Source organism: Azospirillum sp. CT11-132 (assembly GCF_047302835.1).
Taxonomy (GTDB): domain Bacteria; phylum Pseudomonadota; class Alphaproteobacteria; order Azospirillales; family Azospirillaceae; genus Azospirillum.
Genome location: NZ_JBGLZA010000007.1, coordinates 181,889 through 198,884, shown reverse-complemented (window position 1 = coordinate 198,884; position 16,996 = coordinate 181,889). Strand labels below are relative to the sequence as shown.

Here is a 16,996-nt window from a genome sequence, read left to right as displayed (position 1 = left end):
GTTGTAGAGTGGCGGAGCCGCAGTCCGCGGCGCGGATTCCCTTGCGGCCATGACCACCATTCTCCCAGACCTCTCCGACGCCCCGGCCGGCACGATGCCCGCCTGCTCCTGCCTGCTGTGCAATGCAACAAGCTGGGGCGCCGACTGGAGTGCGGCCCCCCTCACCGCCGGGATCGACCCACAAGGCGCGCTGCCGCAGGGCGCCGCCTCGTCCACCGTCCAGGCCCTGCTGGCGACGGGGACGCCGCGCTGGGGCAGCGGCGGGGTCGGCAGCGGGGCGACGGTCACCTACAGCTTCATGGAGCAGGCGCCGTCCTACGCTTCCACCTCGGACACCAGCGGGTTCGCGGCGCTGTCCGCCACGCAGCGCGACGCGGTGCGGCAGGCCTTCGCCGCCTGGAGCGCCGTCGCCAACATCTTCTTCGTCGAGACCTCCGACAGCGCCAACAGCGGGCAGGGCGGGTCGATCCGCATCGGCACCAACCGGCAAAGCTCCAGCGCCGCCTACGCCTATTATCCGACCGGGTCGCTCTATGACGGCGGCGGCGACATCTATCTCGCCAACAACACCTCGACCAACACCAGCCCGACGCCGGGAACCTACGGCTACCTGACCATCCTGCACGAGATCGGGCACGCCATCGGGCTGAAGCATCCCGGCAACTACAACGCCACCGGCGGCGGGGGCGAGCCGCCCTATCTGTCCTCGGCCGAGGACAATTACCGCTACACCCTCATGTCCTACAACCGGCACCCCAGCCTGGGGTTGAGCGGGCTGGCGACGGGGCCGGCGCTGTACGACATCGCCGCGGCCCAGTATCTGTACGGCGCCAACACCGACACCCGCATCGGCGACGACCGCTATGTTTTCGCCAGCAACACCGTGGCTTTCAGTCAGGCGATCTGGGATACCGGCGGCACCGACACCATCGACGCCGGCGGGCAGGCGTCCGCCGTCACCATCGACCTCGCTCCCGGCGCCTTCAGCTCCATCGGTCCCAACGGATCGGGCGGGCTGGCGGTGGGGAATCTGGCGATCGCCGCCGGCGTCACCATCGAGAACGCCACCGGCGGCGCCGGCAACGACATCCTGATCGGCAACACCGCCGCCAACCTGCTGATCGGCGGCGGCGGTGACGACACGCTGACCGGCGGAGCGGGCGACGACACGCTGCAGGGCAACGGCGGCATCGACACCGTGGTCTACAACGGCAGCCGCTCCTCCTACACCGTCACCGTCACGTCCGACGGCGCCACCATCTCCGGCGGCGGCGAGGGGACCGACACGCTGACCGACGTCGAATTCGCCCTGTTCGCCGACACCCGGATCAGCCTGACGCCCCCGGCGGTCACCGCCAAGGCCGGCCGGGTTTCCATCGGCTCCTCGATCACCATCGCCAGCCTGGTGACGGCGGCCGATCCGGCCGGCGGCCTCGTCACCCAATATGAGCTGGTCGACAACACCAGCGGCGCCGGCTCCATCATGGTCGGCGGGGTGGCTCAAGCCACCGGCGCCGTGGTCTCGCTGAGTGCCGCCGCCTTCGCCGGCGTCACCTTCGCCGCCTCCTCCCTGACCAGTCTCGACGAGCTGTCGGTGCGCGCCTACAACGGCGTGGCGTGGAGCCGCTGGGTCGGCTTCATCGTCGCCTCCCGCCCGGCCAACCGGCCGCCGTCCGTCCAGGGCGACAAGACCCTGAACGCCCTGGAAAGCGGGCCGGCCATCGCTCTCGGCATCGACCGGCCGAGCGACCCGGACGAAGGCGACAGCATGACGGTGACGCTGACCCGGCTGCCCACCGCCGGCACGCTGCGGCTGGCCAACGGCACCGCCGTCGCCGCCGGGATGACGCTCGGCACCGCCGATCTGGCCGGCCTCACCTATCAGGCGCCATCCGGCACCCCGTCGTCGCCGGGCTCCTTCGCCTACACCGTCACCGACAGCCAGGGCGCGGTCAGCGGCCAGACCGTGACCTTGCGGGTGACCCCGCTGGCCGAGACGATGGCCGGCTTCGATCCGCTGGCCTATCTCGCCTCCAATCCCGATCTTGCCGCCGCCTTCGGCAGCGACGCCACGGCCGCCCGCGAGCATTACCTGCGCTTCGGCAGGGCGGAAGGCAGGGCGGTGGCAGCCTTCGACCCGCTCTCCTATCTGGCGGCCAACCCGGATCTGCTGGCTGCCTTCGGCTACGATCCTGCGGCGGCGAGCCGGCATTATCTGGCCTTCGGCCGGCGGGAGGGGCGCTCGACCGGCAGCTTCGATCCGCTGGCCTATCTGGCGGCGAACCGCGATCTTGCCGCCGCCTTCGGCACCGACACCGTCGCCGCCACCCGCCATTACCTGACCCTCGGGCAGCGGGAGGGGCGCGGCACCCGCTTCGACGCCTTCGGCTATCTGGTGTCGAACCCGGATCTGTCCGCCGCCTTCGGCCTGGATCCGGCGGCGGCGACCCGCCACTACCTGACCATGGGCCGGTTTGAGGGGCGCAGCATCACCTTCGACAGCCTGGGCTATCTGGCCGCCAACCCCGATCTGGCAGCAAGCTTCGGCACCGACACCGCCCAGGCGGCCCGGCATTACCTGTCCTACGGCCAGCGGGAGGGGCGCGGCAGCAGTTTCGACGCGCTTTCCTATCTGGCGGCGAACCGCGATCTGGCAGCAAGCTTCGGCAACGATCCCACACGGGCGGAGGAGCATTACATCCGCTTCGGCCGTCTGGAAAACCGCGCCACCAGCTTCAACACCCACGACTATCTGCTGGTCAACCCGGACCTGCTGAGCGTCTTCTCGGCCAACGAGCAGCAGGTGAAGCTCTATGTCGTGCTCTACGGCAACACGCCGCGGCGCGACGCCGGCGGCTTCGATGCGCTGAGCTATCTGGCCGCCAACCCCGATCTGGCAGCGCGCTTCGGCACCGACACCGCGGCGGCCACCGCCTATTACCAGTCCACCGGCCAGACGGAGGGGCGGCCGACCCGGTTCAACGCGCTCGCCTATCTGCTGGCCAACCCCGACCTCAGCGCCGCCTTCGGCAGCGACCAGCAGAAGGCGCTGATCCACTTCATCACCTATGGCCGCAACGAGTCCCGTCCCAACCCGATCGGCTATGTCCGCCCGCAGTCGGCCGGGCTCGCCATGGCGAGCGACGGGCTGCTGGCCGCCGCGATGGGAGGATAGGGCGCGGCTTCCGCCTCCTGACCGGTTTCCGTCATGTCGGCTTCCATCAGGGGCCGGCCGTGGAGATGCGTCGCCGCGGCAGGCAGCCGGCTGAACAGAAGGTCCACCTGGACGCAGCGGCCTGCCCGGTCGAAGGTCGGATGGTTGGTCCCGGCAAGGCCGAATCCGTGTCCGGCAAGATGCTCGATGACGGCATGCGCCAGCGGCTGGCCGTCGTACAGCGGCAGGAAGGAGACCTCGACATACACATGGTCGACGGCCGCGAGCAGGCGGCCGGCCCCCTGCAGGGCCTGCAGCTCGCCGCCCTGCACGTCCAGCTTCAGCAGGACGGGCCGGGCGAGGTCGTCCGGAGCGATCAGCTCGTCCAGCGGGCGGACCGGCACCGTGATCGTTCCGACCGCCTCCGACCCGGGAGCGAAATCCGTCTGGCCTCCGGCGATGGGCAGCAGCGACGAGCAGTCATGACGCCGCGAGACATGCAGCGGCGCGTTCGCCGTTCCGGCGCCGGCGGCCACCCGGTACAGCCGCACGCGCGCGCTGTCCGCGAACAGGCGGGTGAAGACGGCGGCGGCGGCCGGCAACGGCTCCACGGCATGGATGGCGGCGTTCCGGTACAGCGAGGCGGCAAGCAGGGAGAACTGGCCGGTGTTGGCGCCGACGTCGATGACGGTGGCGACGGGCAGGGCGCCGAGGATGGTGCGGTGTTCGATGGCCGCCGCCACGCCGAAGCGCAGGCCGCGGCGGAACGCCGGATTGCCCAGCAAGCGGACCAGCTTGCGCGCCTTGCGCCAGAATGCACCGCCCATCAGGCTCATGCCGGTTCGCCGCTGTTCCGGTGGCGGTCCGAGGTGTTCCAGGACTGGGCGTAGCCGACCCCGAGGATCATCGCCAGCATGGCGGCGATGGCCGGCATCTGGGCACTGAAGTCGACCAGCCCATGGGCGCCCAGCAGCGTCGCGGCGCCGAGCGCCGCCGCGGGATATATTCCGTCGCGCCGGCGCACGATCAGCCCGCGCACGCACACCCCGAAGATGACGGCCAGACACAGGTGGAAGAGGGTCGCCGCCGGAAGGCCCAGGTCCAGCCCCAGTTCCAGCGGAATATTGTGCGCGTAATCCCAATCGACCGCACGGGACAGCGACGCGTTGCGGTACAGACGGAAGGTCGGGGTGAAGGCGCCGAGCCCGGTGCCCGTCAGCGGCGCGTCTTCGATGGCGCGCATCGTCAGATGGTATGCGTTCAGCCTTTCCTCGTCATAGTCCTGGGCGGTCTCGTTGGCGAAGCGCTGCACCATCCTGTCGCCGCTCATGCCCAGGATGGCGAAGCCCATTCCCAACACCAGGAAAGCCGACAGCAGCCCCGTCCGCGGACGCACGATCCTGCCGGTCACGAGCGCGATCATGAGAACGGCCAGTGCGGCGCCCGTGCTGATGAAGGCGCCGCGCGAATGCGACAGCAGCAGCGCCGACCCGAGGATCACCAGGGCCATCAGATAGGGCAGGGCATGGATCAGGAAGGTCTCCGCCATTTCATAGGCGCGCGGAGCGCTCGGGCGGGAAGACGGCCGCAGAGCGTGCAGGAACAGCGCGAAGCAGAACACCATGCCCAGGCCGGCATAGGCACCGTAGGCGTTGCGGTTGACGAAGGTCGATGTCAGGTCGTCGACGTAGGCCCACTTGCTCATCCACAGGATGGTCCTGGCGCCGGAGAAATAGGTGGCCAGCCCATAGACGGCGTACAGCGTGCTGGCAGCCGCCATCAGGATCAGCGCCTCCCTTGCACGCTTCCGGTCACAGGCGAGCTGGACGGCAAGCCAGAAGATGCCTCCATAGGTCGCCAGCCGCAGGATCGCCGCGCGTGTCATCGCCGGATCGGCGGACACCGTCCCGACCACCTCGCTCGCTCCGACGATCTCCAGGGCCGGCTGCGCCGCCATCCACAGGGGGTGCCACAGTTCCGAGGGAAGCAGGGAGGATGCCTGCGCGCAAGCCCAGGCCAGCACCATCGCGAAAGGCACGGCCACCGGCCACAGGCGGCGGAAGGGCAGGGGGGCCTGTGCCTTCCCGACCACCGCCAGCACTCCCCAAACCCCGCACAGAAGCCCGACCGTCACGGCCATCATGCTCCACGCCCAGGGGCGGTTGGCGCCCAGCGGGAGGGGCGCGAGCAGGACGACGACCATCAGCAGGCGAAAAATCAGCGTGTTTCCCGTCAAGTTTGCAAAGTCTCCAACAATCCTGCGGAATCGTTCCCAAGCCCGCCGCATCATACCCGCAATGGCGGTGCCATGCCTACCGCCATCGGCGGAGCCGATAGGCCGAGAGGCGTGCTCCGCCCCTCGAAAGAGGGCAGACTCTTGGGCGGGCTGCCGGGCCCTTCCAGACGGGGCCGTCAGGAGTCATGCCGCCGTACATTTCAGAATTGAAAGAGATTGAGTCAAATTTGATTTGCCCAAAAGCAGGAGTATTGTCGCAAAATGCCCTTGCAGGTAGTAAGTCTTTCCATCTTCCGCCAATTCCAGCGAGGCGTGCCCGCGTGACCAGTCGTGAGGCTACCGTTCATCCGATGCTGAAGACGTTGGGCTACCCGGTCCAATTGGCCCGCCTGCGCCGAATGCGGCATGTCGCGCTCCTGGCCTCCGATCTGGCCATGCTGCTGATCGCGTTCGCTCTGGCGGCGCTGCCGTCGCTCGCCGTGAACGAATGGATCCTGAAGCGGCCGTTCCTCGACATGTTCGGCGAGGACACGGCGCTGCGCCTGATCCAGTTCGGCGGGTTCGGCATCGGTCTGGTCCTCTGGCTGCTCACCCAGGGCCATTACCGTCAGCGCCTGCCCTTCTGGACCGAGGTGAAGCACATCATCCTCGGCTGCATCCTGATGCTTCTGTGCGACGGCTTCCTGATGTTCGCGCTCAAGGCGGATTTCTCCCGCCTCTGGCTGGTCCTGACCTGGATGGTTTCGGCGGCGCTCCTGCCGCTGGGCCGCCGGATGGTGGCCGGGCTTCTCGACGCCTGCGGCTGCTGGCGCATCCCGGTGCTGATCGTCGGCAGCGGCGAGGAGGCCGACGATGCGAGCTACGCGTTGCGGTCGGAACCGTCCCTCGGCTACGACATCCTCGGCACCGTCCCGCTGTCGTCCCTGCTCGACACCGTCACCGGGCGTTCCTGGGCTGCCGTGTATGAAACGCACAGGGCGCAGCTGGTGGTGCTGGCGCTGTCCAGCGCCGAATGCGTGGAGGACAGCGACCTGATCACCGATCTGGTGTGCGAAGGGCTGCCCTTCGCCATCGTGCCGCCGCTGCGCGGGCTGCCGGTCCTGGGATTCGACCGGTTCTACTTCTTCAGCCACGACATCATGATGATGATGGCGCGGAACAATCTGGCGCAGCCGATGAGCCGCGCGCTGAAGTTCTGCTTCGACTTCGCCGTGGCGGTCGTGCTCATGGTGCTGCTTCTGCCGCTGTTCGCCGTTTTCGCCGCCCTGATCGTGAAGGATGGCGGCCCGGTGCTGTACGGGCACCGGCGGATCGGCTGCAACGGCCGCCCCTTCACCTGCCTGAAGTTCCGCACCATGGTCGGCGACAGCGACCGCATCCTGTGCGAGCTGCTGGAGCGCGATCCAGCGGCCCTGGCCGAATGGCGGAGCACCTTCAAGCTGAAGAACGATCCCCGCGTGACCGGGATCGGGCGCTTTCTGCGGGCCAGCAGCCTGGATGAGCTGCCGCAGCTCCTGAACGTCCTGCGCGGGGAGATGAGCCTCGTCGGGCCGCGGCCGGTGACGGCGGACGAGCTTCACAAATACGGGCGCGACCTCGCCTTCTATCTGCAGGTGCGTCCGGGGATGACCGGGCTCTGGCAGGTGAGCGGCCGGAACGACAGCAGTTACGAGCAGCGGGTCCGCAGCGATGCCTGGTACGTGAGGAACTGGTCCCTGTGGCACGACATCGCCATTCTGGCCAAGACCATGCCGGTCGTGCTGCGGCGCGTCGGCGCCTATTGATCCCCGGCGCAGGCGTCGTTCAGCACGCGGAGGAACCGCGGCCCGATCCGGTCGATGTCGAAAGTCCGGGCCGCGTAGTCGATCTGCTTCTCCGCGCAAGATCTGCGCAATGCCGCGTCCTCGTACAGCCGGTGCGCGGCCGCCAGGAACGCCGCCTCGTCGCCGGGGTCGACGCAGAGGCCGGCCGCTTCGCCCTCCACCAGCCGGCGCGCGAGGTTGGCGGCCGGCAGCGCGCCCAGGATCGGCCGGCCGGCGCAGAAATAGCTGTAGACTTTGGAGGGGACCGACAGGGCGCCGGCGTAGGCCTCCAGAAGGACCACCAGGGCGTCCGCCGATGCCAGCACGTCCGACAGCCGATCCATGGGCTGGAAATCCAGGAGCACGAGGTTGTCGAGCGCCTCCGCGGCCTTGACCTCCTCCAGCCAGCGGCGTCCCAGACCTTCGCTGACCACGACGATCCGCACGCGCGGGTCGTCCCGCCAGGCGCGCGCCAGATTGGCGAGATGCCCGGGGTTGTGCTTCATCCCCAAGGTTCCGCTGCACAGGAACACGAAGCGGTCGTCCAGCCCGTGGCTCCGGCTCCAGCCGTTGCTCCTCGGGCGTGGCGTGATCTCGCCGTAGGGAGCCCAGTTCTCGATCACGGTGCTGTGCGGGTGGCTGAGGCCGCGCCCCGCCAGGGTGGACAGGAAATCCGGCGAGATGACGACCAGCCCCGCCGAGTTCCGCATCGTGCCGAACTCCATGTGCGCCAGCAGGCGCAGCGCCGCCCAGCGCAGCGGCCTCGGCTTGCGCTTCAGGATTTCCTCGGCCCCGACGGTGAAGATGTCCTGCACCCAGCACACCAGCGGTATGCCGTCCCGTTTCAAGCGCTTCAGCAGGCGCGACTGGGCCGCCGGCGGGGCGTTGGCCGACAGGACGACATCCGGCCGGAAGGCGGCGGCACGCTCTGCCAGCCGGCCGCCATAGGCGCGGTCATGCAGCCAACGCCGGTGCAGCACGTATTTGTCAGGACGCCGGCCGACGCTCACCCCTTCCACCGCGAAGCCCGCCGGATCGTCCGCATCCCGGACCAGGCGCCCGTGGGGGGTTTCGGCTTCGGCGGCATAGAGATGCAGCACCTGATGTCCCTGCGCCGCCAGCCAGCGGCTGAGCTGCACCTGGAAGGTATGGCCGGCATAGTCATGCACCAGGATCCGCCGGACGGGCCCGGCGGTGGAGGCCCCTCCCGGCGCCCCTCCCGGCGTCCCTGCCGAAGTTTCGGTCGCAGGCTCGCTCACCGGTCGCGCGCGTTCTGATCCACGAGTCCGGCAATCCAGCGATAGGTGTGCTCCAGACCGGTCCGCAGCGGCTGTTGCGGCGCCCAGTCGAGCACCGAGCGGATCAGCCCATTGTCGGACCGGCGGCCGCGCACCCCCTGCGGGCCGGGAACATGGCGGATCCGGACGCGCTTGCCGGCGACGGCTGCCACCTCCGCCACCAGCTGGTCGATGCTGACCATCTCCTCGGACCCGATGTTGACGGGCTGGCCGAAGTCCGAACGCATCAGGCGCAGCGTCCCTTCCAGGCATTCGTCGATGTAAAGGAAGCTTCGGCTTTGCCGTCCGTCGCCCCAAACCTCGACCTCGCCGCCATCCTCGGCGCGGGCGACCTTGCGGCAGACCGCCGCCGGGGCCTTCTCGCGGCCGTTGTCCCAGGCGCCTTCCGGACCGAAGACGTTGTGATAGCGTGCGATGCGCACGGCCATGCCATGGTTGCGGCCATAGGCGAGGTAGAGCCGCTCGCTGAACAGCTTTTCCCAGCCATAGTCGCTGTCGGGGTTGGCGGGATAGGCGGTGTCTTCGCGGCAGACCGGCGCCTCGACGCTGGTCTGGTTCTCCTGCGGGTAGATGCAGGCCGAAGAGGCGTAGAACACGCGGCTGACCATGCGGCGCCGGCACGCATCCAGGACGTTCAGGTTGATCGTCGCGGAGTTGTGCATGATCTCCGCATCGTTGGCGCCGGTGAAGATGTAGCCGGCGCCCCCCATGTCGGCGGCGAGCTGATAGACCTCGTCGAAGCGCGTATCCACCGCCGTGCGGCACAGGTCGGGATCGCGCAGGTCGCCGACGATAAAATCGTCGGCCGGCGTCTCGCCGTACTGCGGCAGCTTGAGATCGACCCCGCGAACCCAATGGCCGTCGCGCTTCAGCCTCTTGACCAGATGTCCGCCGATAAAACCGCCGGCGCCCAGAACCAGTATTTTCGCCATGTCGATATTGCACACGGAATTATGTCAGCCGGAGATTCGGCTCTATGACGCCCCGGCCTTCACCGCAAAGCGCAGACGCGCTCAGGTCGGGCTGGTCGTCGTCGGGGTGAAGGGGGGGATGATCGGCTGATTGTTGTTCTGATTATTTTTCTGATTATTGTTCTGGTTGTTATTTTGATTATTATTTTGGTTGTTGTTTTGATTGTTGTTCTGTTCGGCGGCCTGCTGGGGGTTGTTGTTCGACCGGGTCAGGATTTCCGAAACCTGTGTGGCGTTCGTCGGATTGCTCTGGGCGAGATTGCCGTTCTGCGACGCCTGCACCAGTTCGCGCGTCACCGTCTGGGTCGCCGTCGGCACTGCGGCGGCGACCGTCTGGCTGCTCGCCGCCTTATAGGAATTGTCCATGACGGTGATGGCCGCCTGGGGAGAGGACTGATAGACGGCCGGGTTGGAGACGATCTGCACCGTCGCCACGGCGATCGACGCCACCCCCTGCGGCGCGATGCGCTGCGCTTCCGGGTTGACGATGATGCGGGCCGCCGTGGTCGCCACCTGCATCGACTGCTGCGCCGCGCCCTGAGCCACGGGCTGTGTATTCACCGCCTGGACCGCCGTCGCGGCGACCTGGACGGCGGCGGCCGGCGAGGTGGTCAGGATCTTTTCCGCCGAGGAGACCGCCTGGTTGGCGATGGAGGCGACCAGCGTCGGGTTGCTCGTCGTGACCGCGGCCTGGATGGAGATGGTCGCCAGGTTCGCCGTGGCGTCCGGCGCCAGCCGCTGCGCGTCGGGCTGCACGAAGATGCGGGCGGCGGTGGTCACCACCGTCGTCACCTGCTGCGGCGAGCTCTGGGCGACGGCATTGGTGCGGATGCTTTCCACCGCGACGGTCGCGATCTGCACCGCGGCCTGGGGATTGGTCTTCAGGATGCGCTCGGCCGCGGCGACGACGCTGGTGGCCAATGCCGCCGTCCGCTGCGGGTTGCCGCCGCTGAGCGTGGCGATGGCCTGGGACACCGCGCCCGGATTGCCGGACTGGATGGCCGCCTGCAGCGCCGGGGGCAGGGTGTCTGCTCCTGCGGCGGCGGCCCTGTTGCCCTGTGCGCCATTCTGCGCCATCGCCGGCATGGCCGGCAGGATGCCGATCAGAGCGGCCACCGCGAGCGTCAGAACACTGCCCCTGTTCAACATCCGTCCCCTCCAAATCCGGAACCACCACGCGGATTTAAAACCACGCGGAATTACCGTGGCCCGACGACCACCGATCGATCCCCGTGGCCCGATCCCCGTGGCCCGATCCTTCTGGCCCGGCAGTCCTGACGCGGCTGCCTGCAATGCCTGATCTTCCTTACTAACACAATCCTGCGACGGAGCGAATATGGATTGAATGCGAATCAGGATTGAGCCGCTCCGCCGTTTATACGTCTTCCGGATGCAGATCAGAGCCGCCGCTGCAGCACCCGCACGATGTCGCCGGGCAGGATGGGGGTCCGCTCGGTGGCGCGGTACTCGTGCTGGTCGCCGTCGATCGTGCGGACCAGAACCACATCGCCTTCCCAGGCGCGGTAGTCGTATCCGCCGGCGCGCGCCACGGCGCTCAGCACCGTCAGGCCGTTGGTGTAGGGGAACTCGCCGGGCTGACGAACCTCGCCCAGCACATAGAAGGGGCGGAAGGTCTGCACCTCGACCGCGGCCTTGGGATCCTGCAGGTAGGCGTCCTTCCTCAGGTGGTCCTCGATGCGCTTGGACAGCTGCTTGGCCGTGATCCCGCTCGCGGGGATGTTCCCGATCAGCGGCAGGGACACGTTGCCGGCCTGGTCGATCGTGAAGTCGCCGGACAGTCCCGCCTCGTTGAAGACGATCAGCCGGACGCGGTTGCCCGGTTCGAGCAGATAACCCTCCGTCGGATTCCCCGGCTTCATCGGCGCCTGGTCCGCCGGCAGGCCCGGGGTCATCGCGCATCCGCCGAGAAGAACGCCGGCAAGGACGCCAGCCATGACGATGCCGCGCAAAGGTTTCGCATCAAGGAACGCCAGCATGGACGACGAACTCTCCACTATGAGAAAAGCCACGGACGGCAGGCACGCCGTCGGGACGGCGCGTCAGGGGTCGGCATGGCGCCCTTATACCCCAATATCGTTAGTGAAACGAGTGGTTGCCGCTCAAGGCGAGTGGATGGAATGAATTTGTTCGCGAAGATGATGTCCCGGCTGGGGCCCCGCTCGCCGAATCGCGGTAACGGCGGCCTGCGGGTGCCGAGCGCTCCGGAGGGGGCCTGCGTGTATGCGGTCGGCGACATCCATGGCGAGCGCAAGGCCCTGGACCGCATGCTCGCCGCCATCGCCGCGGATGCGGAACGGCAGCGGGCGAACGGGCTGGACGCGGTCGCCGTCTTCCTGGGCGACTACATCGACCGCGGCACCGACAGCTGCGGCGTGCTCGACCGGCTGTGCCGCGACCCGCTCGCCGGCGTGCCGTGCCGTTTCCTCCTGGGAAACCACGAGGCGGCGATGCTGGACTTCATCGAGGATCCCGTCCGCGCCTCGGAATGGCTGAACTACGGCGGCGCCGAGGCGTTGGGCAGCTACGGCATCCGCGCCTCGGTCGGCACCAGCGATCCCGCCCGATGCCGGGCGCTGCGCGATGCGCTGATGGAGCGCCTGCCCGACGAGCACCTGGCGTTCCTGAAAGCGCTCGAGCCCATGGTGGTGCTGGGGGATTACGCCTTCGTCCATGCCGGCATCCGGCCGGGCCGTCCGCTCGCCCGCCAGCGGACCGACGACCTGCTGACCATCCGCGAACCGTTCCTGTCCTGGCCGCACCCGCATGAGAAGACCATCGTGCACGGGCACACCATCACCCGGTCGCCGGAGGTGACTGCGGCCCGGATCGGCATCGACACCGGGGCCTATGCGACCGGAACCCTGACGGCCCTGGCGCTTTGCGGCACCGCGCGCAGCTTCATCCAGGTAACCGCCTGACGGATGGCCGCCCGAGAGGGGCGCCGGAGCCGGGCGGAAAAGCCCTGGGGCTGCCGAAGGCAAGGATGTGCCTGGCCGTCCCAATACACGCTAGTGGATAGTGCAAACGCTCTGATGTATACCACGGATGAGGATGTCCAAAAGTGTAGGGGGCGTTAGCGCTATGGGTGAGGTGTTTGCTGCGGAGGTCACTGTTTCGTCCTCATCCATCGCTCCGAAGCGTCGTCCGGGGCGTCGTTCGGGCCTCGGGCTGCTTGGATGCGCCGCCCTTGCCGCGGGGATGGCCGCCTCCGGGCCGGTGTGGGCACAGGTTGCCGGCCAGACCGCTCCCGGGCAGGACCCGCGGAAGGCGCATTCCGGCGCCAGGGTGACCACGGAAACCAACCTCGGCACCGACGACGAGCGCCGCAAGGACGACTCCGAGCGGATGCACGACTCCTACGACCCCAAGGGCATCGAACTCGGAAGCTTCCTTCTGCTGCCGAAGCTCGAACTGGACACCGCTTACAACAACAACGTCTTCGCGCAGAATTCCGATGCCAAGTCGGACTTCCTGAACACCGTGCGGCCCGAGTTCAAGCTGCGCTCACGCTTCGCCGAGCACATGCTGAATTTCTCGGGCATGGTCGAGAAGGTCAAGTACCACCGTTTCAGCAGCGACGACCAGCTGAACGCCCAGGCGGACGTCGACACCCGTTACGATATCGGCGCCGCCACGGAGGCCAACGCCTTCCTGCAGGCCTACTCCCGGCACGAGGAGCGCGGCAGCCCCGACGATGCCGGCGGCACCAAGCCGACGCCGACCAGGGGGCTGACCCTGCGGTCGAACGTCAAGCACAAGGAAGGCAGATACACGCTGCTGGCCGGCATCGACGCCGACCGCCGCCTTTACGAGAATGTGCCGGGGACCTCCGCCTCGGTCATTCCCAACGAGGATCGCAACCGCTGGGAAGTGACCGGGCGCGTGCGCGGCAGCTACGAGATGTTTCCGGGCTATGCCGCGGTCACGGAGTTGTCGGCCAACACCCGCAAGTATGATTCGAAGTCCGACCGGAGCGGGTTGGAGCGCGACAGCCACGGCTACCGCGCGGAAGCCGGCCTCGGCGTCGACCTGAGCCAGCTGCTGCGCGGCGACTTCCTGGTCGGCTACTTCCGCCAGGACTACAAGGACTCGAGTCTGAGCGATCCGTCGGGCCTGTCGATCCGGGCCACCTTCAACTGGACGCCCGACAAGCTCACCATCGTCGTGCCGGCGCTCGAACGGTCGGTTTCCGAGACCATCACGCGGGGCGCGTCGTCGCTGGTGCGCACCACGGGGTCGGTGCTCGTCCGCCACGAGATGCGGCGCAACCTGATCCTCACCGGCATCGCCTCGGTTTCCCGGGACGAGCTGGAGGGCGTGAACAACCAGGATGCCTGGCTCTATGAGGGGCGCATGCGCGCCACCTACGCTTTTACCCCAGAATTGTTCGTGGCGGGTGAAGCAGCATACAAGCGCAAGGATTCCGAGCTGGACACGTCCTCTTATCGGCAGACGGTGTTCTTCATCCGGCTCGGAGCGCAGCTATGACGGGTATCTGGTCTGGAGTGTTGTGGTGAGTCTTCTGAATCTCGTCAGCCCGTCCGAACGCGAAGCCGGGGCGTCCCGGGCCCCCGATTTCCAGGAGGAGTTCCGCAAGCGCGTCCGGTGGGCCTGGCGGGTCCTGTGGCGTGGCAAGTTCCTGGTCCTTGCCATCCTGCTGGCGGCGCTGGTTCCGACCGTGCTGTATCTTCAGCAGATCACGCCCCGCTATACGGCCGAAACCCGGATCATGATCGAGGCGTCGCAGGTCCGCAACGCCCTGGCCGACACCATGATCCGGCCGGAGTGGATCAACGACGTCACCGTTCAGACCGAGGCCGACCTCATCTCGTCGCGGATGCTGGCGCATCGCGTGGTCGAGAAGCTGGGGCTGGCGAATGATCCGGAATTCAATCCCAAGCTGCGGGCCCCCAAGCCTCTCGACAGTTTCCTCAGCTCGCTCAACCCGCTGTCCTGGCTCGCCGCCAGCCTGCCGTCGAACGAGGCGGAGCCGTCGACCCTCAGCGAGTCCTCCCGTGCCGAGATCGAGCAGGCCGCTCTGGTCCAGAGATTCCTGGGCGGGCTCCAGGTCGCGCCGCAGCGCCGCACCCTGATCATCGCCGTCCGCTACACGTCGGAAAGTCGCGAGAAGGCGGCCCTGATCGCCAACACCATCGCCCAGCTCTATGTCCTGGACCGCCTGGAGGCGGGCTTCGAGGATACCCGGCGCGTGGCCACATGGCTCGGGGAACGGCTCGAGTCCCTGCGGCGCGACGTCGTCAGCGCCGAGGCCGCGGTGGAGGAGTACCGGGCCCAGCACGGCCTGCGCCGCAAGGGCGAGCAGCAGGCCACGATCAACGAGCAGCGGCTTTCCGAACTCAATTCGCGCCTCATGATCGCGCGGGCCGATCTGGCCCAGAAGCGGGCGCGGCTGGAGCAGGCGCGCCAGCTCATGCGCTCCCGCGGCAGCGTCGAGGCCTTTTCCGACGTTCTGCAGTCGCCGCTGATCCAGCGCCTGCGCGAACAGGAAGCGACGACGCAGCGCGAAATGTCCGATGCCCTCAAGGTCTATGCGGACCGGCATCCGCGCATTCTCGGGCTGCGGGCCGAGCTGAACGAGATCCGCGGCAAGATCGCCCATGAGGTCGACAAGATCGGCACCTCGCTGTCGGCGGATGCCGAAGCCGCCGCCGCCGGCGTGCGCGCGCTGGAAAGCGACCTGAACGGGCTGCAGCGCCAGTCCGACGTGGCGGGCGAGGCGGAGGTCCGCCTGCGCGAACTCGAACGCCAGGCGGAGGCGAACCGCGGCCTGTACGAATCCTTCCTCACCCGCTTCAAGCGCGAGGACCAGCAGGAGCGGATGCAGAGGGCCAACGCCCGCGTCGTGTCGCAGGCCGACATTCCGACCTCGCCCAGCTATCCGCGCAAACTGTCCCTGCTCATGGCCGTCGGCATGGTGGCCCTGATCGGCGGCGCGGCCCTGGTGTTCCTGCTCGACCGCCTCGACAACGCCCTGCGCTCGGCCGACGAGACGGAGGAACTGACCGGCCTTCCCACCCTGGCCATGGTTCCCTACCGGCGCGGCCGCGACGTCTCGCCGGTCAAGGAGATCCTGGAGCGCCCGCGCTCGGCCCTCGCGGATGCCGTCCGCAGCCTCCGCACCAGCCTGGAGATCGCCGGCGCCGGGCAGGCCCCCGTCATCATGATCACCTCCTCGGTGCCGAAGGAGGGGAAGACCTTCCTGTCCTTCTGCCTGGGGCTGATCTATTCGAAGATGGGAGGCCGGGTGCTGCTGATCGATGCCGACGTCTACCGGCCGCGCCTGCACACGCTGACCGGTACGGACGGCGAGCGGGGCCTGGCGCAGGCCTTGCTGGGCGAGGCGCAGATCGGGGATCTGATCCAGCACGACGTCGCCGGCACCCTCGATTTCCTGCCGGCCGGCCGTGCGCCCGACCTGCCCGAACTGCTCAAGGGGGCGGCCATCGAGGAGATGCTCAAGGATCTGCTCACCCGGTATGACCGCATCATCATCGACTCGCCCCCCGTCCTGGCGGTCGCCGACACCCGCGTTCTGGCCCGTCTTGCGAACCGCGTCATCTATCTGGTGCGCTGGAACTCCACGCCGCGGGATGCCGTGCGCAACGGCATGAAGCTGCTGAACGGCGTCGGGGCGCCGGTCCATGGCGTGGTCCTGTCGCAGGTCGACCAGCGCAAGCACGCCCGCTACGGCTATGGCGATTACGGACAATATTATGGACGCTACCGCGACTATTACGCCGAGTGAGCGGGAGGGGCGTGCCTCCGCCCGCCCTTCCGGAGCCAGGAAGCCGTCGTCGCCGGTCTCCGCCCTGCTCGGGGCGCTGGCGGGCGTCCTTCTGCTGGGCCTGGGGGTGCCGCAACTGGCGGCCGCCCTGTCTGCCCTCGCCGCCGATGACGAACTGCAGGAGGTCCGCAGCGGCAACCCGCCCTCGCCGGAGCGCCTCGCCAAGGCGAGCGAGGCTCTGGCCGCGGCGAACCGCTGGGACGGCAGCGGCGAGCGCGAGGCGGCGCGCGCCGTGCTCTTGACGGCCCAGGCCGAAGCGGCGCCACCCGGTCCGGATCGCGACCGCCTGCTCGCCGAAGCCCTGGCCTCCGCCAGGACGGCCGTGCAGCTCGCTCCCGGACAGCCCCATGCCTGGGCGCATCTGGCCTCCCTGTTCGAACGGGGCGGCGACCGCAAGCGGGCGGTCGAGGCGCTGCGCCTGTCGATGCTGACCGGCGCTGTGGAACCGGCTTTGATGATGTGGCGGCTGGAGATGGGCTTCCGCCTGCGCAGCGCCATGGATGCGGACAGCTTGTCGCTTCTGCGCCGGCAGATCCGGCTGGCCTGGGTCATCATGCCCGACGAGGTCGCGACGCTGAGCAAGCGCCCGGATGCCTATGATCTGGTGGACGAGTCCCTCTCCCTGCTGAGCGAGGAAGAGATGGCGCATTATGTCAGGCTGCACGGCAAGCGCTGACGGCTGCGGCCATGGCGGCGGTCATGGCTGCGG

Annotated in this window: 12 protein-coding genes; 6 read left to right on the top strand and 6 right to left on the bottom strand. The window is 68.2% G+C overall.

The annotated features are described in order from the left end of the window. Window positions 1–49: 49 nt before the first annotated feature. On the top strand, window positions 50–3,175 hold the full coding sequence (locus ACCD06_RS28160) for a M10 family metallopeptidase C-terminal domain-containing protein (RefSeq protein ID WP_413345149.1): 3,126 nt from the start codon (window positions 50–52) through the stop codon (window positions 3,173–3,175). Here ACCD06_RS28160 and ACCD06_RS28155 read toward each other — a convergent pair. Continuing rightward, window positions 3,103–3,990 carry an FkbM family methyltransferase gene (locus ACCD06_RS28155; RefSeq protein WP_413345147.1) on the bottom strand — a complete coding sequence of 296 codons (888 nt, stop codon included), beginning with the start codon at window positions 3,988–3,990 and terminating at the stop codon, window positions 3,103–3,105. The genes ACCD06_RS28160 and ACCD06_RS28155 overlap by 73 nt on opposite strands. Continuing rightward, on the bottom strand, window positions 3,987–5,390 hold the full coding sequence (locus ACCD06_RS28150) for an O-antigen ligase family protein (protein WP_413345145.1): 1,404 nt from the start codon (window positions 5,388–5,390) through the stop codon (window positions 3,987–3,989). Before ACCD06_RS28150 ends, ACCD06_RS28155 begins: the two co-directional genes overlap by 4 nt. 350 nt (window positions 5,391–5,740) lie before the next feature. Here ACCD06_RS28150 and wbaP point away from each other — a divergent pair, with 350 nt between their 5' ends. Further along, a complete protein-coding gene (gene wbaP / locus ACCD06_RS28145) occupies window positions 5,741–7,174 on the top strand; it encodes an undecaprenyl-phosphate galactose phosphotransferase WbaP (protein ID WP_413345143.1) in 1,434 nt (477 codons plus the stop codon). On the opposite strand, the gene ACCD06_RS28140 is transcribed toward wbaP, so the two are convergent. From ACCD06_RS28140 to ACCD06_RS28125, 4 genes are all read right to left on the bottom strand, one after another. Beyond that, a complete protein-coding gene (locus tag ACCD06_RS28140) occupies window positions 7,168–8,361 on the bottom strand; it encodes a glycosyltransferase family 4 protein (RefSeq protein ID WP_413345141.1) in 1,194 nt (397 codons plus the stop codon). The two genes, wbaP and ACCD06_RS28140, sit on opposite strands and share 7 nt — an antisense overlap. An 86-nt stretch (window positions 8,362–8,447) precedes the next feature. Beyond that, entirely contained in the window at window positions 8,448–9,422 is a 975-nt protein-coding gene (locus ACCD06_RS28135; RefSeq protein WP_413345139.1) for an NAD-dependent epimerase/dehydratase family protein, read from the bottom strand. 81 nt (window positions 9,423–9,503) lie between these two features. Next, complete coding sequence (locus tag ACCD06_RS28130; protein ID WP_413345137.1) at window positions 9,504–10,610, bottom strand: hypothetical protein; 1,107 nt, start codon at window positions 10,608–10,610, stop codon at window positions 9,504–9,506. A gap of 248 nt (window positions 10,611–10,858) precedes the next feature. Then, window positions 10,859–11,458, bottom strand: coding sequence for a polysaccharide biosynthesis/export family protein (locus ACCD06_RS28125; protein WP_413345135.1), 600 nt, complete (start codon window positions 11,456–11,458; stop codon window positions 10,859–10,861). Window positions 11,459–11,599: 141 nt separating this feature from the next. On the opposite strand from ACCD06_RS28125, the gene ACCD06_RS28120 reads away from it, so the two are divergent. The 4 genes from ACCD06_RS28120 to ACCD06_RS28105 all read left to right on the top strand — a co-directional run bounded on the left by ACCD06_RS28120 (window position 11,600) and on the right by ACCD06_RS28105 (window position 16,963). After that, complete coding sequence (locus ACCD06_RS28120; protein WP_413345133.1) at window positions 11,600–12,400, top strand: metallophosphoesterase; 801 nt, start codon at window positions 11,600–11,602, stop codon at window positions 12,398–12,400. Window positions 12,401–12,563: 163 nt separating this feature from the next. Beyond that, window positions 12,564–13,970 (top strand): outer membrane beta-barrel protein, encoded by a 1,407-nt coding sequence (locus ACCD06_RS28115; protein WP_413345131.1) that lies wholly within the window; start codon window positions 12,564–12,566, stop codon window positions 13,968–13,970. 25 nt (window positions 13,971–13,995) lie between these two features. Further along, entirely contained in the window at window positions 13,996–16,248 is a 2,253-nt protein-coding gene (locus tag ACCD06_RS28110; protein ID WP_413345129.1) for a GumC family protein, read from the top strand. After that, window positions 16,217–16,963, top strand: coding sequence for a hypothetical protein (locus ACCD06_RS28105; protein ID WP_413345127.1), 747 nt, complete (start codon window positions 16,217–16,219; stop codon window positions 16,961–16,963). Before ACCD06_RS28110 ends, ACCD06_RS28105 begins: the two co-directional genes overlap by 32 nt. The last annotated feature ends 33 nt before the right edge of the window (window positions 16,964–16,996 follow it).